General features: G+C 68.2%; 22 protein-coding genes. 19 read left to right on the top strand and 3 right to left on the bottom strand.

All coding sequences use genetic code 11. The annotated features are described in order from the left end of the window. The first annotated feature begins 70 nt into the window (after nt 1-70). Both V7Q42_RS08650 and V7Q42_RS08645 read left to right on the top strand, forming a co-directional pair. Nucleotides 71-751: an HAD-IA family hydrolase gene (locus tag V7Q42_RS08650; protein WP_333823584.1), complete on the top strand. Its 681-nt coding sequence runs from the start codon at nt 71-73 to the stop codon at nt 749-751. A 154-nt stretch (nt 752-905) separates the two neighbouring features. After that, the gene (locus tag V7Q42_RS08645; protein ID WP_333823582.1) at nt 906-1,046 is read left to right on the top strand and encodes a Flp family type IVb pilin; all 141 of its coding nucleotides are present in this window, start codon (nt 906-908) and stop codon (nt 1,044-1,046) included. A 52-nt stretch (nt 1,047-1,098) separates the two neighbouring features. Here the strand turns inward: V7Q42_RS08645 and rpe are convergent, their stop codons facing one another. Beyond that, nucleotides 1,099-1,791: a ribulose-phosphate 3-epimerase gene (gene rpe / locus V7Q42_RS08640; RefSeq protein ID WP_333823581.1), complete on the bottom strand. Its 693-nt coding sequence runs from the start codon at nt 1,789-1,791 to the stop codon at nt 1,099-1,101. A 550-nt stretch (nt 1,792-2,341) separates the two neighbouring features. Between rpe and V7Q42_RS08635 the strand changes: the two genes are divergently transcribed. From V7Q42_RS08635 to V7Q42_RS08620, 4 genes are all read left to right on the top strand, one after another. After that, nucleotides 2,342-2,626, top strand: a complete 285-nt coding sequence (locus V7Q42_RS08635; protein WP_333823580.1) for a metal/formaldehyde-sensitive transcriptional repressor — start codon at nt 2,342-2,344, stop codon at nt 2,624-2,626. Between the two features lie 36 nt (nt 2,627-2,662). Beyond that, nucleotides 2,663-3,796 carry an S-(hydroxymethyl)glutathione dehydrogenase/class III alcohol dehydrogenase gene (locus V7Q42_RS08630; RefSeq protein ID WP_333823578.1) on the top strand — a complete coding sequence of 378 codons (1,134 nt, stop codon included), beginning with the start codon at nt 2,663-2,665 and terminating at the stop codon, nt 3,794-3,796. Nucleotides 3,797-4,046: 250 nt separating this feature from the next. After that, nucleotides 4,047-4,889, top strand: coding sequence for an S-formylglutathione hydrolase (gene fghA, locus V7Q42_RS08625; protein ID WP_333823577.1), 843 nt, complete (start codon nt 4,047-4,049; stop codon nt 4,887-4,889). 69 nt (nt 4,890-4,958) lie between these two features. After that, entirely contained in the window at nt 4,959-6,632 is a 1,674-nt protein-coding gene (locus V7Q42_RS08620; protein ID WP_333823576.1) for a formate--tetrahydrofolate ligase, read from the top strand. 229 nt (nt 6,633-6,861) lie between these two features. Here V7Q42_RS08620 and V7Q42_RS08615 read toward each other — a convergent pair whose 3' ends face one another. Then, nucleotides 6,862-7,569 (bottom strand): GntR family transcriptional regulator, encoded by a 708-nt coding sequence (locus tag V7Q42_RS08615; RefSeq protein WP_333823574.1) that lies wholly within the window; start codon nt 7,567-7,569, stop codon nt 6,862-6,864. A 962-nt stretch (nt 7,570-8,531) separates the two neighbouring features. On the opposite strand from V7Q42_RS08615, the gene V7Q42_RS08610 reads away from it, so the two are divergent. The 6 genes from V7Q42_RS08610 to gltX all read left to right on the top strand — a co-directional run bounded on the left by V7Q42_RS08610 (nt 8,532) and on the right by gltX (nt 15,871). Further along, nucleotides 8,532-9,932 carry a class II 3-deoxy-7-phosphoheptulonate synthase gene (locus V7Q42_RS08610; protein WP_442958179.1) on the top strand — a complete coding sequence of 467 codons (1,401 nt, stop codon included), beginning with the start codon at nt 8,532-8,534 and terminating at the stop codon, nt 9,930-9,932. 185 nt (nt 9,933-10,117) lie between these two features. Next, nucleotides 10,118-10,918, top strand: coding sequence for a DODA-type extradiol aromatic ring-opening family dioxygenase (locus V7Q42_RS08605; RefSeq protein ID WP_333823573.1), 801 nt, complete (start codon nt 10,118-10,120; stop codon nt 10,916-10,918). A gap of 220 nt (nt 10,919-11,138) precedes the next feature. Then, nucleotides 11,139-11,918: a PAS domain-containing protein gene (locus V7Q42_RS08600; RefSeq protein ID WP_333823571.1), complete on the top strand. Its 780-nt coding sequence runs from the start codon at nt 11,139-11,141 to the stop codon at nt 11,916-11,918. Next, nucleotides 11,915-12,358, top strand: a complete 444-nt coding sequence (locus V7Q42_RS08595) for a hypothetical protein (RefSeq protein ID WP_333823570.1) — start codon at nt 11,915-11,917, stop codon at nt 12,356-12,358. Before V7Q42_RS08600 ends, V7Q42_RS08595 begins: the two co-directional genes overlap by 4 nt. Nucleotides 12,359-12,422: 64 nt before the next feature. Beyond that, entirely contained in the window at nt 12,423-14,147 is a 1,725-nt protein-coding gene (locus V7Q42_RS08590) for an NAD+ synthase (protein WP_333823569.1), read from the top strand. A 389-nt stretch (nt 14,148-14,536) separates the two neighbouring features. Next, a complete protein-coding gene (gltX, locus tag V7Q42_RS08585; protein WP_333823568.1) occupies nt 14,537-15,871 on the top strand; it encodes a glutamate--tRNA ligase in 1,335 nt (444 codons plus the stop codon). Here the strand turns inward: gltX and V7Q42_RS08580 are convergent. After that, nucleotides 15,834-17,063 (bottom strand): DUF2865 domain-containing protein, encoded by a 1,230-nt coding sequence (locus V7Q42_RS08580; RefSeq protein ID WP_333823567.1) that lies wholly within the window; start codon nt 17,061-17,063, stop codon nt 15,834-15,836. The genes gltX and V7Q42_RS08580 overlap by 38 nt on opposite strands. 206 nt (nt 17,064-17,269) lie before the next feature. On the opposite strand from V7Q42_RS08580, the gene V7Q42_RS08575 reads away from it, so the two are divergent. The 7 genes from V7Q42_RS08575 (at nt 17,270) to cimA (ending at nt 23,349) form a co-directional block, all read left to right on the top strand. Further along, a complete protein-coding gene (locus tag V7Q42_RS08575) occupies nt 17,270-17,785 on the top strand; it encodes a CreA family protein (protein WP_333823566.1) in 516 nt (171 codons plus the stop codon). Between the two features lie 81 nt (nt 17,786-17,866). After that, nucleotides 17,867-18,184, top strand: a complete 318-nt coding sequence (locus tag V7Q42_RS08570; protein WP_333823565.1) for a FitA-like ribbon-helix-helix domain-containing protein — start codon at nt 17,867-17,869, stop codon at nt 18,182-18,184. Next, on the top strand, nt 18,181-18,654 hold the full coding sequence (locus V7Q42_RS08565; RefSeq protein WP_333823564.1) for a type II toxin-antitoxin system VapC family toxin: 474 nt from the start codon (nt 18,181-18,183) through the stop codon (nt 18,652-18,654). The genes V7Q42_RS08570 and V7Q42_RS08565 overlap by 4 nt, the downstream gene beginning before the upstream one ends. Nucleotides 18,655-18,880: 226 nt before the next feature. After that, nucleotides 18,881-20,275, top strand: a complete 1,395-nt coding sequence (gene cysS, locus V7Q42_RS08560) for a cysteine--tRNA ligase (RefSeq protein ID WP_333823610.1) — start codon at nt 18,881-18,883, stop codon at nt 20,273-20,275. Between the two features lie 148 nt (nt 20,276-20,423). Next, nucleotides 20,424-21,200, top strand: a complete 777-nt coding sequence (locus V7Q42_RS08555; RefSeq protein ID WP_333823563.1) for an endonuclease domain-containing protein — start codon at nt 20,424-20,426, stop codon at nt 21,198-21,200. Next, nucleotides 21,197-21,667 carry a GFA family protein gene (locus V7Q42_RS08550; RefSeq protein WP_333823562.1) on the top strand — a complete coding sequence of 157 codons (471 nt, stop codon included), beginning with the start codon at nt 21,197-21,199 and terminating at the stop codon, nt 21,665-21,667. The genes V7Q42_RS08555 and V7Q42_RS08550 overlap by 4 nt, the downstream gene beginning before the upstream one ends. Before the next feature lie 83 nt (nt 21,668-21,750). Further along, nucleotides 21,751-23,349 carry a citramalate synthase gene (cimA, locus tag V7Q42_RS08545; protein ID WP_333823608.1) on the top strand — a complete coding sequence of 533 codons (1,599 nt, stop codon included), beginning with the start codon at nt 21,751-21,753 and terminating at the stop codon, nt 23,347-23,349. Nucleotides 23,350-23,372 lie beyond the last annotated feature (23 nt).

Genomic DNA, 23,372 nt, shown 5'->3' with positions numbered 1-23,372 from the left:
CCGCCGAACCCGCGCCGAGCCCGCGCGGCGCACATCGACCGCGATCCAGCCACGGAAGTCCGACCCGACCATGACCGCTCCGCTTCTCGTCCTCGATCTCGACGGCACCCTCGTCGACACCGCCGAAGATCTGATCGCGACCCTCAACGTCGTCCTGACCGCCGAAGGCCTGCGGCCGATGACCCGCGCCGACGCCGGTTCGCTGCTCGGCGCCGGGGCGCGGGCGATGATCGAGCGCGGCTTCCGTCTCAACGGCGCCTCCCTCGACACGCCGAAGCTCGACCGCCTCTTCGCCGATTATCTGCCGCTCTACTCCGAGCGGATCGCCGAAGAGAGCCGTCCGTTCCCCGGTTGCGTCGCCGCGCTCGACCGCTTCGCCGCTGCCGGCTGGAAGCTCGCGGTGTGCACCAACAAGCTCGAAGGCCTGTCGCGCCGCCTCCTCGACGAACTGGCGCTGACCTCGCGCTTCGCCGCCATCTGCGGCGGCGACACCTTCCCCGTCCGCAAGCCCGACGCCGGCCATCTCCTCGGCACCATCGCCCTCGCCGGCGGCGATCCGGGGCGCACCGTGATGGTCGGCGACAGCGCCACCGACGTGAACGCCGCGAAGAACGCCCGTGTCCCGGTCGTCGGCGTCACCTTCGGCTACACCGACGCACCGGTCGCCACCTACGACCCCGACGCGGTGATCGACCATTTCGACGACCTCTGGGACGCCGTGGCGGTGATCGAAGCGCGGCGACAGGGTTGACGGGACGTTTCCGCCATCCCCCCTTCGAGTCGACGATCATTGCAAGTCTTCGTCGATGATATTTCTTCACGTGAAGTTAAAGCGCGAGTCTTCGAATCTTACCGCACCGTGTAAGAGGAGACTTGCGATGTTTCGAAGATCGTGGAAACGCTTCGTGGACGATGCCGACGGGGCTACGGCGATGGAATACGGCCTGATCGCGGCGCTCATCGTCGCTGCGATCGTCGGCGGGGTGGCGCTGTTGGGCACGAATGCCGATGCCACCTACACGACCTTGGCGTCCAAGGTGAAATGATGCGGCGGCCGGCGGCGGAGCGTTCCATCGCCGGCCTTTCGCTTTCGACCGATCAGATCTCGACGGTCTCGCCGCGCCCGCGGGCGATCTCGGCCCGCATGGCGGCGATGATCCCGGCATGGTCCGGCTTGCCGAAGATCGCCGACCCGGCGACGAAAGCGTCGACGCCGGCCGCCGCGATCTCGGCGATGTTGTCGACCTTGACGCCGCCGTCGATCTCCAGCCGGATCGACTTGCCCGAGGCGTCGATCCTCTCCTTCACCCGCTTCGCCTTCTCCAGCACGTGCGGGATGAACGACTGACCGCCGAAACCGGGGTTGACCGACATCAGCAGGATCATGTCGACCCGGTCCATCACCCAGTCGAGTACCGAGAGCGGCGTCGCCGGATTGAGCACCAGCCCGGCCTTGGCGCCCTTCTTGCGGATGAGGTCGAGCGAGCGATCGACGTGTTCGCTCGCTTCCGGATGGAAGGTGACGATGTCGGCCCCGGCCTCGCAGAACATCTCGATCATCCGGTCGACCGGTTTCACCATCAGATGAACGTCGATCGGCGCTTTGGTGAGCGGTCGAAGGGCGGACAGCACCAGCGGGCCGATGGTGAGGTTCGGGACGTAGTGATTGTCCATCACGTCGAAGTGGATCCAATCCGCCCCGGCGGCGAGCACGTTCGTCACCTCCTCGCCGAGGCGCGCGAAGTCGGCGGAGAGAATCGACGGGGCGATGACGGGGGCGAAGGTGGACATGAGGCGTATCTCCTCCGTGAGGGCGCCGGTGGGCGGCGGAATGTGACGGTCACGAAGCGCATCGGGCCGTGTGGAGTCAATCCATGCGGTGTCCGAACTCGTGCGCGATGGCTCGAGACGACGTTCGTCGCACGCCTCTTCGGCACGGAGACCTTCACGCGGGTCGACCGGTCGGGTCCGCCGATTCGAAACCGCTCCCGACCTCGCCTCGACCTCAGCCGTCATCCCCGGCGAGCGGAGCGAGGGAAGGGGATCCAGCGGCCTCGCAAATCGCCGAGAAGTCGGTGGATCCCCTTCCCCTCCGCTTCGCGTCCCACCGGGGATGACGGCCGATGGTTCGGGCGAGGTCGGTGGCGGATCGTGGTCATGGTGATCCGCTCGAGGGTCTCCACCATGAGGCGTTCGAAATTACGAAGAAAATCGACGCCTCATGGTGAGGGGCTGCCGACCAGCCGTCTCGTACCATCGCGCAGGGAGCGCCTCTCGATGTCCGTCGAAGTCGTTGACATACCCCTGGGAGTATCCGTAGCATCCTCGTCACGGAGGTTCGATGCCGCACACGCCCGAGGACAAGAAGCGCGCTCTGACCCGTCTCGCTCGCCTCAAGGGGCAGGTCGAGGCGCTGGAGCGCGCCGTCGAGGCGGGCAGCGAATGCCGCGATCTTCTCCAGCAGATCGCCGCCCTGCGCGGCGCCGCCGGCGGGTTGATGGCCGAGATCCTGGAGATGCACCTGCGCGACAATCTGGGCCACGATCGCTCGACGCCCGAGACGGCGGCGATCGCCGAAGCCGATTTCGACGACACCATGCGCATCCTGCGCACCTATCTGAAATAGCTCCGGGACCGGGGCGCGAGGGGAGGGAAGACGCCCATGAAGAGCCGTGCCGCGGTGGCCTGGGAGGCCAACAAGCCGCTGACCATCGAGACCATCGACATCTCCGGGCCGAAGCCCGGCGAGGTGCTGGTCGAGATCATGGCGACCGGCGTCTGCCACACCGACGCCTACACGCTCTCCGGCCTCGATTCGGAGGGCAAGTTCCCGGCGATCCTCGGCCACGAGGGCGCCGGCATCGTTCGCGAGGTCGGCGCGGGCGTCACTTCCGTGAAGCCGGGCGACCACGTCATCCCGCTCTACACTCCCGAATGCCGCGGCTGTAAGACCTGCCTCTCCCAGCGCTCCAACCTCTGCACCGCCATCCGCGGCACGCAGGGCCAGGGCCTGATGCCGGACATGACCTCGCGCTTCTCCTGCGAGCCGGTCGGCGGCGGCCGGGGCAGCAACGAGATCTTCCACTACATGGGCTGTTCGACCTTCTCGAACTTCACCGTGCTGCCCGAGATCGCCGTCGCCAAGGTCCGCGAGGACGCCCCCTTCGACAAGATCTGCTACATCGGCTGCGGCGTCACCACCGGCATCGGCGCGGTGATCTACACGGCCAAGGTCTGGCCCGGCGCCAACGTCGTCGTCTTCGGCCTCGGCGGCATCGGCCTCAACGTCATCCAGGGCGCCCGCATGGTCGGAGCCGACAAGATCGTCGGTGTCGACCTCAATCCGGCCAAGGTGGAGATCGCCAAGAAGTTCGGCATGACCCACTTCGTCGATCCGAACGAGGTCGGCCGCGACAAGGTGGTCGAGGCGATCGTCGACATCACCGGCGGCGGCGCCGACTTCTCCTTCGAATGCATCGGCAACCCGACGACCATGCGCCAGGCGCTGGAGTGCTGCCATCGCGGCTGGGGAGAGTCGATCATCATCGGCGTCGCGCCGTCGGGCACCGAGATTTCGACCCGTCCGTTCCAGCTGGTCACCGGCCGTGTGTGGAAGGGCTCCGCCTTCGGCGGTGCCCGCGGCCGCACCGACGTGCCGAAGATCGTCGACTGGTACATGGAGGGCAAGATCGACATCGACAGCCTGATCACCCACACCATGCCGCTCGACGAGATCAACACCGCCTTCGACCTGATGCACGAGGGCAAGTCGATCCGGTCCGTGGTGGTGTACTGATCGGGCGTTCGCGACGAGCGCTCCCTCCGCCGCGATGATTTCATGGGGAACGTCGCTCTCCCGGCTGGCGTCCCCTCCCCCCAGGAGGGGGAGGGACAGGGAGGGGGGGATGGCGTTTCCTCTTTCTCGGACCGGGTGGAGCTTCGGAGCTCCCCCTCTCTGTCTCTCCCCCTCCAGGGGGGAGAGAACCGGATGCAACCGTCTTCGCTTCGCGCATTCCGTGCCGCGCGGCGCTTCCCGAGGCCACCCCATGTCCATCGACCAGATCTCCGCCGCCAAGTGTTTCGGTGGCACCCAGTTCGTCTACCGCCACGCCTCCGCCGAGACGAACTGCGACATGCGCTTCGCCGTCTTCCTGCCGCCGCAGGCCGCCTATCGGCCGGTGCCGGTCGTCTGGTTCCTCTCCGGGCTCACCTGCACCGAAGAGAACTTCACCGTGAAGGCCGGCGCCCAGCGCGTCGCCGCCGAACGCGGGCTGGCGCTGATCGCCCCCGACACCTCGCCGCGTGGCGAGGGCGTCCCCGACGACCCCGACGGCGCCTACGACTTCGGCCTCGGCGCCGGCTTCTATGTCGACGCGACGCGCGAGCCCTGGTCGAAGCACTACCGCATGCGCTCGTGGATCGAGACCGAACTCCCCGCCCTGGTCGGCCGCGAGCTTCCCGTCGACATGATGCGCCAGGGCATCATGGGCCATTCGATGGGCGGCCACGGCGCGCTCACCATCGCACTGCGCAATCCCGGCCGCTACGCCGCGGTCTCCGCCTTCGCCCCGATCGTCTCGCCGATGAACTGCCCCTGGGGCGAGAAGGCGCTCTCCGGCTATCTCGGCGACAACAGGGCGATGTGGCGCACCTACGACGCCTGCGCCCTGATCGAGGACGGCGCCCGGCTCCCCGGCCTGCTCGTCGACCAGGGCACGGCCGACGGCTTCCTCGCCGGGCAGCTGAAGCCGGAACTGCTGGAAGCCGCCTGCGGCAAGGCCAAGATGCCGCTGACGCTGCGCCGCCAGGAGGGCTACGACCACTCCTATTTCTTCATCGCCAGCTTCGTCGCCGATCACCTGCGCTGGCACGCCGAGCGGCTGGGGTGAGGTCATCCCTTTCTTTTCCCGTGCCGTCGGAGTAGTCGCAGGGCGTGCCGAGAGAAGCGGGAGCCGCCCATGCCGACCGACATCGAAATCGCCCGCGCCGCGAAACTGGCGCCGATCGAGGAGATCGCGGCGAAGCTCGGCATTCCCGGCGAGGCGATCTCGCCCTTCGGCCGGCACATCGCCAAGATCCATCCCGAGGCGATCGACGGCGCTCGCCGCGCCCCGGGCAAGCTGGTGCTGGTCACCGCCATCTCGCCGACCCCGGCGGGCGAGGGCAAGACGACGACCACCGTCGGCCTCGGCGACGGCCTCGCCCGCATCGGCCAGCGCGTCTCGGTCGCGCTGCGCGAACCCTCGCTCGGCCCCTGCTTCGGCATGAAGGGCGGTGCCGCCGGCGGCGGCCTCGCCCAGGTCGCGCCGATGGAGGCGATCAACCTCCACTTCACCGGCGACTTCCACGCCATCGGCGCCGCCAACAATCTCCTCTCGGCGATGCTCGACAACCACCTCTATTGGGGCAACGAACTCGGCATCGACCTGCGCCGCATCTTCTGGCGCCGGGCGCTCGACATGAACGACCGCGGCTTGCGCGAGATCGTCTCCTCGCTCGGTGGCGTCTCCAACGGCTTCCCGCGCGAGGACGGCTTCGACATCACGGTCGCCTCCGAGGTCATGGCGATCTTCTGCCTCGCGCGCGATCTCGCCGACCTCGAGCACCGCCTCGGCTCGATCGTCGTCGCCCAGACGCGCGAGAAGACGCCGGTCACCGCCGCCGACCTGAAGGCCGCCGGCGCGATGACGGTGCTTCTCAAGGACGCCTTCGCGCCCAACCTCGTCCAGACGCTCGAAGGCACACCCGCCTTCGTCCACGGCGGCCCCTTCGCCAACATCGCCCACGGCTGCAATTCGCTGATCGCCACCCGCACCGCGCTCGAGCTTTCCGACATCGTCGTCACCGAAGCCGGCTTCGGCGCCGATCTCGGGGCGGAGAAGTTCTTCGACATCAAATGCCGCCAGGGGGGGCTGACCCCCGCGGCGGTGGTGCTGGTCGCCACGGTGCGGGCGCTGAAGATGCACGGCGGTGTCGAGCGCAAGGGTCTCGGCCATGAGGACGTCGGCGCGGTGAAGCGCGGCTTCGCCAATCTCGATCGCCATCTCGCCAATCTGAAGCGCTTCGGCGTGCCGGTGGTCGTCGCGGTGAACCACTTCGCCACCGACACGGCGGCCGAGATCGACGCGGTGCTCGATCACTGCCGCGCCCAAGGGGTCGGCGCCCATCTCTGCCGCCACTGGGCCGAAGGCGGGGCGGGGGCGGTCGATCTCGCCGAGGCGGTCGTCGACCTGGTCGAGGCGCCCGACGCCGGATCGCACTTCCGCACCCTCTACGCCGACGAGGTGCCGCTCGCCGACAAGATCCGCTCGATCGCCCAGGACATCTACGGCGCCGGCACGGTGGAGTTCGCGCCGCGCCCGAAGGAACTGCTCGCCGAATGGCAGGCCGCCGGCCACGGCGCACTGCCGGTGTGCATGGCCAAGACGCAGTATTCCTTCTCCACCGATCCGGCGAAGCTCGGTGCGCCCGAGGGCCATCGCGTCGCGGTGCGCGAGGTGCGTCTGTCCGCCGGCGCCGGCTTCGTCGTGGCGATCTGCGGCGACGTCATGACCATGCCGGGTCTGCCCAAGCGGCCGGCGGCGGAACAGATCCGCATCGGCGAAGACGGCGAAACGGTCGGTCTCTTCTGAGCGGCGGGAGGGTCGTTCGGTCGCGAACGAAGAAGACCCGGCGCGGTGAGGTCACCGCCCCGGGTCGTCGGGGTCACCGCTCCGGGTCGCGAGCTTGTCTCCGAACCTCGTCCGTCGCGACACGGCCATGCGACCGGCATCGCCCCGCCACCCGGGCGAGGAGAGGAGGGAGGGCGTCCTCTCCACCGTCGTCAACGATCCATCACTCGGATGGACCGTGGGCTCCGTCTCATCCGACGAAGAGTTCCGGCCGCGCCTCGGCGAAGTCCCTCAGCATCACCGAGTAGTCGGCGACGTGAGCGTCCATCTCGGCCGCCGCCGCCGCGCCGTCCCCGGCGGCCAGCGCCGCGACGATCCGACGATGCCGTTCGAAGGACTGCTTCAGCGACGCGACGTCGGGTCTGAACAGCTCGTGGCAGCGCTTGACGGTCGCCAGCCCGATGTCGACCTGCCGCGCCACCTGCGAATAGGGCACCGCGCGGGCGATGGCCGAATGGAACTCCATGTCGAGCTGATAGAACCGGGCGAGGTTGTCACCGGTGAGCGCCAGATCCTGGGCCTCGAGGTTCTTCTGCAGGCCGCGGATCAGGATCTCGTTGCCTTCCCCGGCGACCCGGCGGAGCGCCGCGGATTCCAGCGCACCCCGGATGAAGAGACTCTCGGACATGGCACCGAGACGGAGCCGCGCCACATAGGATCCTCGCTGGGGATAGATCTCGACCAGCCCTTCCTGCTCGAGCCGTGTCAGCGCAGCCGTCACCGGCTGCTTGGATACGCCCAGCTTGTCGCAGATCTCGACCTTGTCGATGAACATTCCCGGCTGCATGCGGAACGACAGGATCTCGTCCCTCAGCCACTGGTAGACTCGTTCGGACTTGCGGACGACCTGATGATTGTCGTCCTCCGCCTTGGTCGCTTCGCGCGCTCCTCTCAGCATGGCATCCTCCCTGTGTACCGCCCGTCGCCGCATCTTCGTGCGGTTCTCCCCGGGGTGACTCGGTCGCCACCATCGCTTCCTGCCCTAGTGAAACATGCTAGCTCGTCGCACGCCCTTTCGGAATTGGCTTCATTACAGATGTTGCACACCTTTCGGGTGTGGATGGGCGCGTGTCGCGGCAGATGAGCGCACCAACTTGCGTGATTTCACGGCGGAATACAATGCATACTACCATACGACATCAACGAGCCGCGGCTCGACCGGATGCCCGACGAAATGGTGCACCCGTTCGAACGGCGCCCCGGGTGTGGTCTTTCTTCGGCGAGATCTGTTCGACGACCTCGTTTCAGCGACACGGCGAAGGCGGTGAGCTTGGAGCGCCGGTCGATCCGGGCGGCGTCGTCGGGGTCGGAGGTGGTGTATTCCCGGCCGTGCGAAGCCCCGGTGTCGTTCCACCGGTCGAAAGGCTTCGGCGCAACGTTGCCGGCCGCGGCGGTGGCCGCTTGGTCGTATCCGGCCCGGCAGTCGCCCGACGCCGCTGCTCGGCGTGTTCCGGAAGGAGACGAGGCCGGTCGGCGGATAGGTGATCTAGGTCGCCGCGGTGCCGCCCGTATCGACGGGTTGACGGCCGGCGACGGCGGCGCGCCGGTCGGCGAGCGCCGGCGCCGATGGAACCGGCGTCGTCGCTCCGCGCTTCGGTTCGTTTCCGCCGCGTCGATCCCCGTGTTGCGATTGTTGCGTTGTCGTGTCGGCCGCCCCGTCACGCGCTCGCAGCGCCTCCGCGTCTCGGTCGAAGGGAGCGGGCGGGAGCTTCGTTCCTCGGTGGCCAAGCGGAGAGGTGGCGTGTATAAACGCCGCCTCGTCCCGCCGCCGTGATGCCCCTCGGCGCTCGCGGGACGGCTGCGTCGCTTCGGTCGATGCGATCGAGGGGTGCGGACCAGTGGGGCGAGGGAATGCGTGAGATGACGAAGTCCGGCGACATGCGCGACTGGTCGCCCGCCAGCTGGCGGGGAAAGCCGATCGTCCAGGTGCCCGCCTATGCCGATCAGGCGATGCTGAAGGCCGTCGAAGACGATCTCGGCACCTGGCCGCCGCTGGTCATCGCCGACGAGATCCGCTCGCTTCGGCGCAATCTGGCGCGCGTCGCCGAGCGCAAGGCTTTCCTGCTCCAGGGCGGCGACTGCGCCGAGAGCTTCGCCGAGCATTCGGCCAATCAGATCCGCGACTTCTTCAAGATCTTCCTGTCGATGTCGGTCGTCATGACCCACTCCGCCGGCCTGCCGGTGGTGAAGGTCGGGCGCATCGCCGGTCAGTTCGCCAAGCCGCGCTCCTCGGACATCGAGAAGCGTGACGGCATCGAACTGCCGTCCTATCGCGGCGACATCATCAACGGCATCGACTTCACGCCGGAAGCGCGCATCCCCGATCCGCAGCGCATGCGCATGGTCTACCGCCAGTCGGCGGCGACCTTGAACCTGCTGCGCGGTTTCGCCTACGGCGGTTACGCCAAGCTCGAGCGTGTCCACGGCTGGATGGTCGATTTCCTGACGGATTCGCCGGTCGCCGAGCGCTTCCAGGAGGTCGCCGACCGCATCACCGAGGCGCTCGCCTTCATGGCCGCCTGCGGGCTGACCGCCGAGACCGTGCCGCAGCTCCAGGGCGTCGACTTCTACACCTCGCACGAGGCGCTGCTGCTGCCTTATGAGGAGGCGCTGACCCGCGAGGACTCGGTCCAGGGCGGCTGGTACGACACCTCCGCCCACTTCGTGTGGATCGGCGATCGCACCCGCCAGATCGATCACGCCCACATCGAATACATGCGCGGCATCGCCAACCCGATCGGCCTCAAGGTCGGTCCCTCGCTCGACGCCGACGGCCTGCTTCGCCTGATCGACATGCTCGATCCGAAGAACGAGGCCGGCCGTCTGACGCTGATCACCCGCTTCGGCGCCGACAAGATCGCCAAGCATCTGCCGGGCCTGCTGCGTGCCGTGACGGCCGAGGGCCGCAACGTCGTGTGGTCCTGCGACCCGATGCACGGCAACGGCATCACCTCGGCGACCGGCCACAAGACCCGGCCCTTCGACAAGGTGCTCTCCGAGGTCCAGTCGTTCTTCGAGGTGCATCGCGCCGAAGGCACCTGGGCCGGCGGCGTCCATCTCGAGATGACCGGCAAGAACGTCACCGAATGCCTCGGCGGCGCGGTGGCGATCCAGGAGGCCGATCTCGGTGTCCAGTACGACACCGCCTGCGACCCGCGCCTCAACGCCGCGCAGTCGCTCGAACTCGCCTTCCTGGTGGCCGAGGAACTGAAGAAGGATCGCGCCGGCCGGGCGCCGACCGTCCGCGCCGCTGCCGAGTGAGGCCGCCACGACGATCTGGATATGCGAGAAAGGATCGTTCGAGAATATCGAACGATCCTTTCTCTTTTTCGTCATTGGTGGAGAGTTGACGAACGGCCGATCGCGCCCGATCTCTGAAGGGACCCCAGGGCGCGACGAACGGCGCCCGCTGCCGCTCCCTCGTCCGCGCCTCCAGGAGATCGCCGATGTCCGCCGTCGTTCCCGTGCCGCCGCTGTTCATCTCGCACGGTGCCCCCGACCTCATCGTCCACGACAACCCGACCCGCGACTTCCTCGCCGATATCGCCGCCTCGATGCCGCGGCCGAAGGCGATCGTCTCGGTCTCCGCCCATTTCGCCTCGCTGCGCCCGGCGGTGGTGGTCGATGCTGCGCCGGCGATGATCTACGATTTCGGCGGCTTCGATCCCGCGCTCTACGAGATGGTCTATCCGGCTCCCGGCGAGCCGGCGCTCGCCCGGCGCATCGGCGACATGCTCGTCGCCGCCGGTCACGACACCCTGCTCGTCGAAGGCCGCGGCTACGACCACGGCACCTGGGTGCCGTTGAAGCTGATGTATCCGGATGCCGATGTCCCCGTCGTCCAGCTCTCGGTGCAGCCGCGCCGCGATGCGGCGCATCACTGGGCGATCGGCCGGGCGCTGGCGCCGCTCGTCGACGAGGGCGTCCTGATCCTCGGCTCCGGCGCGCTCACCCACAATCTCCACGAGGCTTTCGCCGGCGGCCGGGCGCCGCGTTCCCGTCGGGTCGCGCCGCCCGCCTGGGTTGCCGACTTCGCCACCTGGATTGCCGAGAAGGTGGCGGCGAACGACGTCGAGGCGCTGCTCGACTATCGCGCCCGCGCTCCCTATGCCGAGCGCAACCACCCGACCGACGAACATCTCCTGCCGCTCTTCGTCGCTCTGGGCGCCGGCGGCGCCGGCGTCCGCATCCACGAAGCCTACGATTTCGGCGTCCTCGCCATGGATGCCTATCGCTTCTCCGCCTGATGTCGAGATGAAGATGACGGAGCGTCAAGTCGATCGCTTAGAATTTTAATTCAATTCGACATTCTCTATTACGTATTCACACTGTTCGAGGTGAATTCGATTTCGGATATTTCCTCTATTAACGGTTTGTTGCGACAAGCGATAGAAACTGCCGGCGTGACGATGGCGAACACCGGACCGGAAAGATGATCCGGCGGGCGACCTCCGCGGAGTTGTCTCGATGCCCGATCTCTCCGAGATCATCCAGAAGGTCGGTTATGCGCTCGACATCGGCTATTGGCTGATCGAAGTCGAAACGCGGGTCGTCTACTGGCCGAAGGGCCTCGGCCGCCCTGCCGACATCCCCGGCGACAGCGGCTATCACGCCACCTCGCTCGATCGCATCCTCTCCATGGTCGACGAGGCCGATCAGGGTCGCTTCCGCGGCTTCCTCGCCGACATTCTCACCGCCGACGGTGCCGAGCGCGAGATCGAGATCGGCGTCACCGCCAGTTGGGGCAGTCGTGTCCGGGTCCGGCTCGCCGGCTGCAAGGTCGGTTCCGCCAAGGAGACCCGCATCATCGGGCTTCTCCAAGTGGTCACCCACTGGAAGGACACCGAACGTCTCGCCAGGAGCCTCGGTCACATCGTCGAGGCGCTGTTCATCTCCTCCGACGCCGGCATCGTCCTGTTCGATTCCGAGCTCAGGGTCAGCCGCCTCAACCGCAACGCCCTCGAGCTCTTCGCCATCTCCGACGCCGACGAGGCCGACGGCAACTATTCCGCCGCCATCGAGGCGAAGCTGCCGGCCAAGACCCGCGATCTGTTGAAGGAGGCGATCGAGACGTCCTCGGCCGTCTCCGGCACCTTGTCGCTCGGCGGCCTCGGTAGCCCGCGACTGGTTTGGCGTGCCAATCCCTGGGCGACGGCTCGGGCGATGCCTCCGGCGTCGTCATGGTGTTCGATCGCAAGCGTCTGTCGCGTGTCGCCGACCTCGCCGAAATCGAGGTGCAGAAGGTGAGGTCGGTGGCAGCCGCCGCACCGGCTGCCGCTCCCACCGCCTTCGCCGCCGCTCCCACCTTGCCGCCGCCGCCCGCCGCCCGCACCGACGAGCCGCCCGAGACGCGCCACCGCGCCCTCGAATGGGTGAAGCATCCGATCGTCCTGGTGTCGATCGCCACCGGCGAGATCGCCTTCGCCAATCGCCACGCCCGCGAACTCTATCATCTGCCGCCGGGCAAGCGCTGGTTCGTCGAGAACCTCTACGACGTCTCGGGCTTTTCCTGCGATCCCGACCCGCTCGCCATCGTCGCCGCCGGCGGCCACGTGTTGCGGTTGAAGCTCGGCGCCCGCGTCGGCCGTATGTTCGACTACGACGACGATCTCTTGTTCATCGAATACCACGAAGAGGTGCCGCACCCGCGCGTCGTCGCGCCGGCGGTCCATCACGCCGCCCGGTGATACGCCCGATTTTTCTCGCCGCGACGCCTCCCGGGTTTCGCCGAAATGGGCTAGATCTCGGGCCATGACCGACCGCCTGAAGATCGCCCTCGCGCAAGTGAACCCGACCGTCGGCGACGTCGCCGGCAACCTCGTCCGCGCCCGCGAGGCGCGTGCGCGAGCCCGCGCCCTCGGCGCCGATCTGATCCTCTTCTCCGAGCTCTACGTCGCCGGCTATCCGCCGGAGGATCTGGTGCTCAAACCCTCGTTCCAGGCCGCCTGCATGGCGGCGGTGGCCGAGTTCGCGAAGGACACCGCCGACGGCGGTCCGGCGGTGCTGATCGGCAGCCCCTGGCGCGACGCCGGTCGGCTCCACAACGCCCACATCCTGCTCGACGGCGGCGCGATCGCCTCGATCCGCTACAAGGTCGACCTGCCCAACTACGGCGTCTTCGACGAGAAGCGCGTCTTCACCCCCGGCGATCTGCCCGGCCCGGTGATGTTCCGCGGTGTGCGCATCGGCGTGCCGATCTGCGAGGACATCTGGGGTCCCGACGTCGTCGACTGCATCGCCGAGACCGGCGGCGAGATCCTGCTCGTCCCCAACGCCTCGCCCTATCGCCGCGCCGTCATGGACGAACGCTTCGCCGTCGCCGTTGCCCGGGTGAAGGCGAGCGGCCTGCCGCTCGTCTACCTGAACCAGATGTCCGGCCAGGACGAACTGGTCTTCGAAGGCGCCTCCTTCGGCCTCCACGCCGATGGCTCGCTCGCCTTCCTGCTGCCCGCCTTCCGCGAGACGGTGACGATCGTCGAGGCGGTGCGTGGGCCGGACGGCTGGGACCTCGTCGCCGGCGACAAGGCGGTGGTCGAAGAAGGCCTCGCCGCAGATTACGCCGCTTGCGTCGTCGGCCTGCGCGACTATGTGAACAAGAACCGCTTCCCGGGCGTCGTGCTCGGCCTCTCCGGCGGCATCGACTCGGCGCTGGTCGCGGCGATGGCGGTCGATGCGCTGGGACCGGAGCGGGTGCACGCGGTGATGCTGCCCTACCGCTACACCTCGTCCGACAGCCTCGCCGACGCGGCCGCCTGCGCCGAGGCGCTCGGCATCCGCTACGACACCGTGCCGATCGCGCCCGCCGTCGAGGGCTTCCTGTCGCTGCTCGCTCCGGTCTTCGCCGATCGCGCCCCGGACATCACCGAGGAGAATCTCCAGTCGCGCGCCCGCGGCACCATCCTGATGGCGATCTCCAACAAGTTCGGCCCGATGGTGCTGACCACCGGCAACAAGTCGGAGATGTCGGTCGGCTACGCCACCCTCTACGGCGACATGAACGGCGGCTTCAATCCGATCAAGGATCTCTACAAGACCGAGGTCTACGCCATTTCGCGCTGGCGCAACGAAAACCTGCCCTTCGGCGCCCTCGGTCCGGCGACGGTGGTCATCCCCGAACACATCATCACCAAGGCGCCGACGGCGGAGCTGCGCGAGAACCAGACCGACCAGGACAGCCTGCCGCCCTACGACATCCTCGACGACATCCTCGAATGTCTGGTCGAGAAGGAGATGGCGCTCGCCGACGTGCTCGCCCTCGGCCACGACGAGGCGACGGTGAAGAAGGTCGAGCGGCTGCTCTACATCGCCGAATACAAGCGCCGCCAGGCCGCGCCGGGGGTGAAGATCACAAGGAAGAACTTCGGCCGCGACCGCCGCTATCCCGTGACCAACGGCTTCCGCGACCCCGGCCGCAAGGTCGACCTGCCCACCGCGCCCGTCCCGGTGAAACCACAGACCGACGTGGTGGATTTCTGAGGCGGGGAGACACCAGCTCCGGCCGGCGTCCTTCCCCCCTCGCGGGGGAAGGTGGCCTGTAGGGTCGGATTAGGGCGCGCGCCTCGGCGCGCAACTCTGCCTCCTCCACACCCGCCGCGATGCCGCTTCGCGGCGCCCCCTCATCCGCCCCCTTCGAGGGCACCTTCTCCTCCGGGGGGAAAAGGGAGCGCCTCGTGCGCGATCCTTCGAGACGCGCCTGCGGCGCTCCTCAGGATGAGGGGCTGTCGAAAAGGTCTTCAGGTGCCTCATGGTGGAGAGCGGCGACGCCGCTCGTCTCGAACCATCGCGCACGGCCGTTGCGCACTGGCGCTCGCCGAGCGAACCTGCGACAACCTCGCCGACGCATCCCGAATTCCCGTGAGGCTCCCGTGTCCGCCCCCGTCGTCCGCTTCGCCCCGTCGCCCACCGGCCTCATCCACATCGGCAACGCCCGCACCGCGCTCCTCAACTGGCTCTATGCCACGACGCGCGGCGGTTCCTTCATCCTGCGCTTCGACGATACCGACCTCGAGCGCTCGCGCCGCGAGTTCGCCGACGCCATCGCCGACGATCTCGACTGGCTCGGCATCCGCCCCGACCGGGTCGAGCGCCAATCGGAGCGCACCGCCGTCTACGAAGAGGTGGCGGCGCGGCTGAAGGCGTCGGGGCGGCTCTATCCGGCCTGGGAGACCACCGAGGAGCTCGACCGCCGCCGCCGCCGCCAGCTCGCCCGCGGCCTTCCCCCCGTCTACGATCGAGCCGCGTTGAAACTCACGGCGGAAGAGATCGCCGTGCTCGAGGCCGAGGGCAGGGTGCCGCACTGGCGCTTCAAGCTCGACGGCCGCAAGGTCGCCTGGGAGGACGGGATCCGCGGCCATCAGGTGGTCGACACCGCCGGTCTGTCGGACCCGGTGCTGATCCGCGCCGACGGCTCGTTCCTCTACACCTTCACCTCCGTCGTCGACGACGTCGACTTCGCCGTCACCGACATCATCCGCGGCGAGGACCACGTCACCAACACCGCGGTGCAGATCGAGATCTTCGAGGCGCTGGGCGCGCCGCCGCCCTGCTTCGCCCATCACAATCTGCTCGCCGCCACCACCGGCGAGGCACTGTCGAAGCGGCTCGGCTCACTGTCGATCGCCGGGCTCCGCGACGCCGGCTACGAAGCGATGACCGTCGCCTCGCTCGCCGTCCTCGTCGGCTCGTCCGAGGAGATCCACGCCTATCCGGATCTCGCCAGCCTCGCCCCCCACGCCGACCTCTCCGGCATGTCGCGCTCGACCGCCAAGTTCGATCCGCACGAACTCGACCTGATGAACGCCCGCCTCGTCCATGGCCTGCCCTACGCCGTGGTGGCGTCGCGGCTGAAGGCGATGCGCGCCGATCTCGGCGAGGCCTTCTGGTACGCGGTGCGTGACAATCTGGAGAAGGTCGCCGACGCGACGCGCTGGGCGAAGATCGTCGGGGCCAAGATGACGCCGAAGGTCGCCGAGGAGGATCGCGCCTTCCTGGCGGAAGCCGCCGCCCTGCTGCCGCCCGCCCCGTGGGACGAGACCACCTGGGGCGCGTGGTGCGACGCGGTGAAGAGCGCCACCGGCCGCAAGGGCAAGGCGCTGTTCCTGCCGCTGCGTCTGGCGCTGACCGGCCTCGATCACGGCCCGGAGATGAAGAAGCTGCTGCCGCTCATCGGTCGGAAAAATACTGCGGCCCGACTATCCTGACCTTCGGCGGCGCCCCCGGATCGCCCGACGAGGCGTCGGCGACGGTCTCGCTCTGCGGCTGCGGCGACACCGGTTCGACGGTGAGGCCGGCGACGGTCACCGCCTGGGTCTCCGGGTCCTCGTCCATGTCGGGCTTGACCCGCGGCAGCGGCAGGTCGCCGGTCGCCAGCCCCGCCTCACGCGTCCCCCGCAGCCCGCCGGCGCCCGGCGGCAGCAGCCGCAGATCCGGCTTGCCGCAGGTGCAGTCCGGCACCACCTCGGTGCGGTAACGGAAGGCGTTGGGCAGCCGGGTCAGAGGGTCGCCGGTGCCGTCGGCGGCGATCGCCTGCTCGGCCTCCTGACCCGGGTTGTGGTGATAGTAGAGCCGCGTCTCCGCCGCCGGACACAGCGCCTTGCAGACGTTGGCGTCGGTTCTGAGCCGTCCTTGCGAGGCGTTGAAGGAGATCGGGAAGAAGTAGCCGTCGCAGGTGCGCACGCACAGCGTCCGGTAGCTGCCGGAGAGCATCTGCGCCGTCGTCGGATCGATCACCTGTTCCTGACTCGGTTCCGGATCACCGGCGGAGTTGCCGCCGCCGCCGAAGAGGAAACCGAAGAGACCACGGTTCTCCTGCCGCGGCTCGGTCCTGACCCCCGGCGGTGTTTCGCCGGGCTGGGCGATGCGATAGGTGACCCCCGACTGACCCGGGGCGGCTCCGTTGATGGTGACGCGCGAACGGGTGCCGTCGAAGGTGGCGGTGATCGGCTGGGCGCCCGGCTGCTGGCGCTCGCCGCAACGCAGCTGCGTCATCAGCGTGCGCAGGCGCGCCTGTTCGTTCGACGCCCCCCCGCCGCCGCCCATCCGCGCATGTTGGCGCTCGAGCGAAGCGAGATTGGCCGCCATCTTCTGCCCGCGTTCGACGAGCGCGGCACAGCGCGGATCGAACGGGTTGCCACAGCGCGCCTGCGACGCGCGGTTCTGCGTGATCGCCTGCTTCTGCTCGGCGATGGCCGCGGCCCAGCGGTCGGCCGGCGACGACGACGCCCGCTTTTCGAGCGAGGCGAGCTTGGCGGCGAGATCGTTGCAGACGTAGGATTGCGCTTCGGCGGAGGCCGCCGACAGGGCGACCGCGACGACGGCGCCGACGATCGTCGCCGCACGCCTGACGGCGGCGGTGGCACGCCTCGCGGTTCCGAGCCGACGCGCGGCCGTCATGTTCTGCCCTCGTTTCCGTCCCGCCCGGGTTCGGCGCGGTGGGCCTACCGGGTACATCATTCGAATCTCTCGGAAAAGGTTTACGACAGGTTACACACCGATGGTTCCGTGGTGAAAGTCCGATCGCGCGTCGAACACCGTGACGCCCCCTACCCATTCGCGGCAGCCGACCTCATATGAGGGGCAATCGAAGGAGACCGCGTCCCATGAAATCCGTCCGCTTCGCTCTCGCCGCCCTCGGCCTCGCCGTCGCCGCGCTCGCCGCTCCCGTCGCCTCGGCGCAGGAGCCGGACCTCATCTTCAAGAAGTCGACGGTGTGGAAGCTGCTCACCCCCGACGACAAGCTGGCCGTCTACGGCATCGACGATCCGGAGGTCGAAGGTGTGGCCTGCCACTTCACCGTGCCCGAACGTGGCGGCGTCAAGGGCATGTTCGGCGTCGCCGAGGAGACCTCCGACGTCTCGCTCGCCTGCCGTCAGGTCGGCCCGGTCAAGTTCAAGCGCCAGCTCGACCAGGGCGACGAGATGTTCCGCGAGCGTCGTTCGCTGTTCTTCAAGAAGATGCAGATCGTCCGCGGCTGCGACGCCAAGCGCAACGTGCTGGTCTACATGGTCTACACCGACCGCATCATCGAAGGCAGCCCGAAGAACTCGACCTCGTCGGTGCCGCTGATGCCCTGGGGCCCCGAGCCGCCGCCGCGCTGCGCCGACTTCGTGAAGTGACGGAGCGGTTTTCGAGCTGTCTGGTTGGCACCTCCGGCCGACGCGAGTATCCTGCCTGCGAAGAACCCGGTGGAGAGGATCATGGGCGGCGAAGTGAGAATTCGCGATCTCGACGACGATCTCCTGGAGCGTCTTGCCGAACGGGCGGCCGGGCATGGCCGGACCGTGGAGGGAGAGCTTCGCGAGATCCTTCGCATTACGCTCCTGATCGAGGAACAGGCGGCACTCACGCAACAGCTGGCTAGCGAGGCGGCAGTGAGCCACAGAGCCTCGTCGCTCGCGTGGAATCACCGTGATCGATCTTTCGAAGCACGTGCGGCTCGCCTGCGTAACGAAACGGCTGCCCGTACACACACACCTTCGGAAGTTCTGTTGCGCGAAAGCCGCGACGAACGATGACGACTTTCGTCGTCGATGCGAGTGTCGCGATCAAATGGGTGATCGAAGAGCCCGGAACGGCCGACGCGCTCGCGATCCGCGCGGCCGGCCGCCTCGTCGCACCCGACCTGTGGATCGCCGAATGCGCGAACATCCTGTGGAAGAAGGTCCGGCGCGGCGAAATCTCCGCCGAGCAGGCCAGGACCGCAGCCGAACTGCTGGAAAGCGCGGGTGTCGAAGTGATCGCCGGTGAACCGCTCCTGTCTCGTGTGGTGCAACTTGCGACGACCCTCGATCATCCGGCCTACGACTGTATCTACCTTGCCTTGGCGGTGGACAATGGCTGGACGATGATCACCGCCGACGACCGCCTTCTCACGCGGCTCCTCGGCACGAACCTCGAACCGCATGCGCAGTCGATCGACGTCGCGGCCCGCGAGATCCTGTCGGGCAGCCATGGGGCACCCCGAGGCGGGCTCCATCACCCTTGACGTCGCCGCCGAAATCCGGCACTTCTCCGCCCCATGACGACGAGAACCCTCCCGCGCGCCCTCGGCGCCATTCCGGGCATTATTTGCGGCTAGCGCTCACGCTGGCCCGGTTCCGTCTGCCTTGTCGAAAGAAGAGATCAGATGAGACCCCGGCCGGCGGGCTGGAGGGGTTTCGTGCGTCTCGCCTCGTGCCGTGCGCGCGGTGGGTTTCGATGAGGAGAAGACCGTGGTGCTGAAGCTCTACAACACGCTGACCCGCGACAAGCAGGTGTTCACGCCGATCGATCCGTCGAACGTGCGCATGTACGTCTGCGGGCCGACGGTCTACGACTTCGCCCACATCGGCAACGCCCGCCCGGTCATCGTCTTCGACGTGTTGTTCCGCCTGCTGCGCCACATCTACGGCTCGAGCCGCGTCACCTACGTGCGCAACATCACCGACGTCGACGACAAGATCAACGCGCGTGCGGCTCGCGACTTCCCCGATCTGCCGCTCAACGAGGCGATCCGCAAGGTGACGAGCTCGACCGCGGACCAGTTCCACGCCGACGTCGCCGAACTGCTGACGCTGCCGCCCACCGTCGAGCCGCGCGCCACGGAGCACATCGCCGAGATGATCGCCATCGTCGAGAAGCTGATCGCCTCCGGTCACGCCTACGCCGCCGACGGCCACGTCCTCTTCGACGTCCCTTCGATGCCCGACTACGGCCAGCTCTCCAAGCGCCCGCTCGACGACATGATCGCCGGCGCCCGCGTCGACGTCGCGCCCTACAAGCGTGGCGAGATGGACTTCGTGCTGTGGAAGCCCTCGGCCGACAACGAGCCGGGCTGGGAGAGCCCCTGGGGCCGCGGCCGCCCGGGCTGGCACCTCGAGTGCTCGGCGATGTCGTGGAAGCACCTCGGCGAGGTCTTCGACATCCACGGCGGCGGCATCGACCTGTGCTTCCCCCACCACGAGAACGAGGTCGCCCAGTCGCGTTGCGCCTTCGGTCACGACGTCATGGCCAACATCTGGATGCACAACGGCTTCCTCCAGGTCGAGGGCGAGAAGATGTCGAAGTCGCTCGGCAACTTCTTCACCATCCGCGAGCTGCTCGCCGATTGGCCGGGCGAGGTGCTGCGCCTGAGCATGCTCAAGACGCACTACCGCCAGCCGATCGACTGGACGGTGAAGAGCCTCGAGGAGAGCTGGAAGACCCTCGACGACTGGTACTGGTTCGCCGGCGAGGCGGCCGGTTCGACCCCGGCGAAGAGCATCGTCGAGGCGCTCTCCGACGACCTCAACACGCCCAAGGCGATCGCCGAGTTGCACGGTCTGCGCAACGCCGGCCAGCGCGCCGGCGGCGAGGGCGCGCGCGACGCCTTCGCCGGCAGCTTGCGCTTTCTCGGCTTCCTCGCCGAGACCCCGGCGGAGTGGGCGGCGCGGCGCAAGTCGTCGGTCGAGGTCGACGTGGCCGAGGTCGAGGCGCTGATCGCCGAACGCCTCGCGGCGCGCGCCGCCAAGAACTGGGCCGAGTCGGATCGCATCCGCGACGAGCTGACCGCCATGGGTCTGGTGATCAAGGACGCCAAGGATCCGGGAACGGGCGAGATGCGCACCACCTGGGAGGTCGCCCGCTGAGGCGAACGCCGCCCGAGGGGAGGGAACCGATGAGCGAGACCCGCGAGAAGATGAGCCCGGTCACCAAGGTGGTGATCGCCATCGCGATCAAACTCGTCGTCCTCACCGCCCTCGCCGTCGCCATGCTGCGCTGGAAGGGGCTGATCTGATGATGGGGCTCGTCGAAGACCGGCAGCGGGGGTTCGCCCGTCGGATGCGGCGAGAGCCGACGGAGGCCGAGCGCACCCTCTGGCTCGCGCTGCGTGGCCGGCGCTTCCTCGCCTGGAAGTTCCGCCGGCAGACGCCGGTCGGGCCGTTCATCGCCGACTTCCTCTGTTTCGAGGCTCGGCTGATCGTCGAGGTCGATGGGGGCGGGCACGCCGAGAGCATCCGCGACGCCGAGCGGGATCGCCGGTTCGCGGATAACGGATTCCGGGTGCTGCGACTGTGGAACCATGAGGTTCTGACGTCGAAGCACGCAGCGCTCGATGCGGTCTATGCGGCGCTGTCGGCGGTCGATGCGGAAGGCGGGACGATGCGGCCACGCCGCGCCCCCTCATCCGCCCCTGCGGGGCACCTTCTCCCGCGAGGGGAGAAGGGGGAGCCCGTGGTTTCGGCCTCGAACGACCTCGGCGACGAGCCACGCGGCATGGCCGGCCGGACGGCCGGCGGCGAGAAGCGGATGCGGGTTCCGCGCACTCCCTCCCTTCTCCCCTCGCGGGAGAAGGTGGCCGCGAAGCGGTCGGATGAGGGGGCGCGCGCAGCGCAACCGGAGGTCTTCGCGAAGCGGTCGGATGAGGGGGCGCGCGTAGCGCAACCGGAGGTCTTCGCGAAGCGGTCGGATGAGGGGGCGCGCGCAGCGCAACCGGAGGTCTTCGCGAAGCGGTCGGATGAGGGGGCGCGCGAAGCGCATCGAGACTCGAAACGAGGGAGGGACACCCCATGACCACGCTCACCGGGGGCTGCCAGTGCGGGGCGGTGCGGTTCCGCTGCGAGGAACTGGGGCGCGCTTCGATCTGTCATTGCCGCATGTGCCAGAAGGCCTTCGGCGGGCACTACGGGCCGCTGGTCACCGCCATCGGCCTCACCTGGACCTGCGGCGAGCCGAAGCGCTTCCGCTCGTCGAACAAGATCCGCCGCGGCTTCTGCTCCGACTGCGGCACGCCGCTGACCTACGAGCCCGACGGCTACGAGCACGTCGAGGTGGCGCTCGGCGCCTTCGATGCGCCCGCCGAGATCCCCCCGGCGATCCAGGTCGGCGTCGAGAGCCGCATGCCCTGGTTCGATCGTCTGGCGACCTTGCCCGGTCGCACCCCGGAACAGCAGGCGAAGGTCGAGGCGTTCTTCGCCGAGATCGTCTCCTACCAGCACCCCGACCACGACACCGCCGAATGGCCGCCGAAGGCGCCGTGAAGCGGAATCGGAATCTGAACGTGAAGAAGCCGAATCCCCCCGTGAACGAGCGGATTCGGAACTTGAATCGGTGAGTGAAGAAGATGAAAGAGCGCGTCTACCTCTTTGATACGACTCTGCGCGACGGCGCCCAGACGTCCGGTGTCGACTTCACCCTCGACGACAAGCTGCGCATCGCCCGCCTGCTCGACGACCTCGGCGTCGACTACGTCGAGGGCGGCTATCCCGGCGCCAATCCGACCGACACCACCTTCTTCGAGGAGAAGCGGACGAAGCGCGCCAAGTTCACCGCCTTCGGCATGACCAAGCGGGCCGGCGTCTCGGTGTCGAACGACCCCGGCCTCGCCGCGCTCTTGCAGGCCGACGCCGACGCCAACTGTTTCGTCGCCAAGGCCTGGGACTACCACGTCGACGTGGCGCTGGGCACGACGCTCGCCGAGAACCTCGACTGCGTGAAGCTCACCGTCGAGGCGGCGGTCGCCGCCGGCCGCGAGACGATGATCGACTGCGAGCACTTCTTCGACGGTTACAAGGCCAACCCCGACTACGCCCTCGACGTCGCCCGCACCGCTTATGCGTCCGGCGCCCGCTGGATCGTGCTCTGCGACACCAACGGCGGCACGCTGCCCCACGAGGTCGACGAGATCGTCCGCCGGGTCACCGTCGAGGTCCCCGGCAGCCACCTCGGCATCCACGTCCACGACGACACCGGCCAGGCGGTGGCCAATTCGCTGACCGCGGTGCGCGCCGGCGTCCGCCAGGTCCAGGGCACGCTCAACGGCATCGGCGAGCGCTGCGGCAACGCCAACCTCGTCACCATCATCGGCACGTTGGCGCTCAAGCCGGAATACGCCGAGCACTACGAGACCGGCGTCGCTCCGGAGATGCTGAAGGAGCTGACCCACGTCTCCCGCGCCTTCGACGACGTGCTCAACCGCTCGCCCAACCGCCACGCGCCCTACGTCGGCGCCAACGCCTTCGCCACCAAGGCCGGCATCCACGCCTCGGCGATCGTCAAGGACCCCAAGACCTACGAGCACGTCACGCCCGAGACCGTCGGCAACCGCCGCCGGGTGCTGGTCTCCGATCAGGCCGGCAAGTCGAACCTGCTCGCCGAGCTCGCCCGCTTCGGCATCGAGATCGACCGCGCCGACCCGCGCCTCGACAAGCTGCTCGCCGAGGTCAAGGAGCGCGAGGCCCGCGGCTTCTCCTACGAGGCCGCCGACGCCTCGCTCGAGCTCTTGGCGCGCCGCACGCTCGGTCACGTGCCGCGCTTCTTCGAGGTGCAGAGCTTCCGCGTCATCGTCGGCCGCCGCATCGAGTCGAACGGCGAGACGGTCACCCAGTCGGAAGCGATCGTGAAGGTGAAGATCGGCGACGAGCTGTTCCTCTCGGTCGCCGAGGGCAACGGCCCGGTCAACGCCCTCGACGCGGCGCTGCGCAAGGACCTCGGCCCCTATCAGAAGATGATCGAGGATCTCGAGCTGGTCGACTTCAAGGTCCGCATCCTCAACGGCGGCACCGGCGCCACCACCCGCGTCCTGATCGAGAGCCGCGACGGCGCCAAGAACACCTGGACCACGATCGGTGTGTCGGAGAACATCATCGACGCCTCGTTCCAGGCGCTGATGGACAGTATCTTCTACCGGCTGGTGCGGAACGGCGCCTCGAAGGCGGCGTGAGCGCCGGCTCCGATCCGCAACCG

The sequence above is a fragment of the Pinisolibacter sp. genome (genome assembly GCF_036782435.1).
Classification (GTDB): Bacteria; Pseudomonadota; Alphaproteobacteria; order Rhizobiales; family Ancalomicrobiaceae; genus CALBKH01.
Note: the sequence above shows the minus strand (reverse complement) of the source record. Positions and strands in the feature narration are given on the sequence as shown.

What these genes read in the sequence shown, in the direction of transcription:
- V7Q42_RS08565 (WP_333823564.1), top strand. Translation starts at nt 18,181, where the DNA reads ATGACGACTTTCGTCGTCGATGCGAGTGTCGCGATCAAATGGGTGATC.
- V7Q42_RS08600 (WP_333823571.1), top strand. Translation starts at nt 11,139, where the DNA reads ATGCCCGATCTCTCCGAGATCATCCAGAAGGTCGGTTATGCGCTCGAC.
- V7Q42_RS08615 (WP_333823574.1), bottom strand. Translation starts at nt 7,569, where the DNA reads ATGCTGAGAGGAGCGCGCGAAGCGACCAAGGCGGAGGACGACAATCAT.
- V7Q42_RS08620 (WP_333823576.1), top strand. Translation starts at nt 4,959, where the DNA reads ATGCCGACCGACATCGAAATCGCCCGCGCCGCGAAACTGGCGCCGATC.
- fghA (WP_333823577.1), top strand. Translation starts at nt 4,047, where the DNA reads ATGTCCATCGACCAGATCTCCGCCGCCAAGTGTTTCGGTGGCACCCAG.
- V7Q42_RS08580 (WP_333823567.1), bottom strand. Translation starts at nt 17,063, where the DNA reads ATGACGGCCGCGCGTCGGCTCGGAACCGCGAGGCGTGCCACCGCCGCC.
- V7Q42_RS08630 (WP_333823578.1), top strand. Translation starts at nt 2,663, where the DNA reads ATGAAGAGCCGTGCCGCGGTGGCCTGGGAGGCCAACAAGCCGCTGACC.
- rpe (WP_333823581.1), bottom strand. Translation starts at nt 1,791, where the DNA reads ATGTCCACCTTCGCCCCCGTCATCGCCCCGTCGATTCTCTCCGCCGAC.
- V7Q42_RS08650 (WP_333823584.1), top strand. Translation starts at nt 71, where the DNA reads ATGACCGCTCCGCTTCTCGTCCTCGATCTCGACGGCACCCTCGTCGAC.
- cimA (WP_333823608.1), top strand. Translation starts at nt 21,751, where the DNA reads ATGAAAGAGCGCGTCTACCTCTTTGATACGACTCTGCGCGACGGCGCC.
- V7Q42_RS08575 (WP_333823566.1), top strand. Translation starts at nt 17,270, where the DNA reads ATGAAATCCGTCCGCTTCGCTCTCGCCGCCCTCGGCCTCGCCGTCGCC.
- V7Q42_RS08570 (WP_333823565.1), top strand. Translation starts at nt 17,867, where the DNA reads ATGGGCGGCGAAGTGAGAATTCGCGATCTCGACGACGATCTCCTGGAG.
- V7Q42_RS08555 (WP_333823563.1), top strand. Translation starts at nt 20,424, where the DNA reads ATGATGGGGCTCGTCGAAGACCGGCAGCGGGGGTTCGCCCGTCGGATG.
- V7Q42_RS08550 (WP_333823562.1), top strand. Translation starts at nt 21,197, where the DNA reads ATGACCACGCTCACCGGGGGCTGCCAGTGCGGGGCGGTGCGGTTCCGC.
- V7Q42_RS08590 (WP_333823569.1), top strand. Translation starts at nt 12,423, where the DNA reads ATGACCGACCGCCTGAAGATCGCCCTCGCGCAAGTGAACCCGACCGTC.
- V7Q42_RS08605 (WP_333823573.1), top strand. Translation starts at nt 10,118, where the DNA reads ATGTCCGCCGTCGTTCCCGTGCCGCCGCTGTTCATCTCGCACGGTGCC.
- V7Q42_RS08635 (WP_333823580.1), top strand. Translation starts at nt 2,342, where the DNA reads ATGCCGCACACGCCCGAGGACAAGAAGCGCGCTCTGACCCGTCTCGCT.
- V7Q42_RS08610 (WP_442958179.1), top strand. Translation starts at nt 8,532, where the DNA reads ATGACGAAGTCCGGCGACATGCGCGACTGGTCGCCCGCCAGCTGGCGG.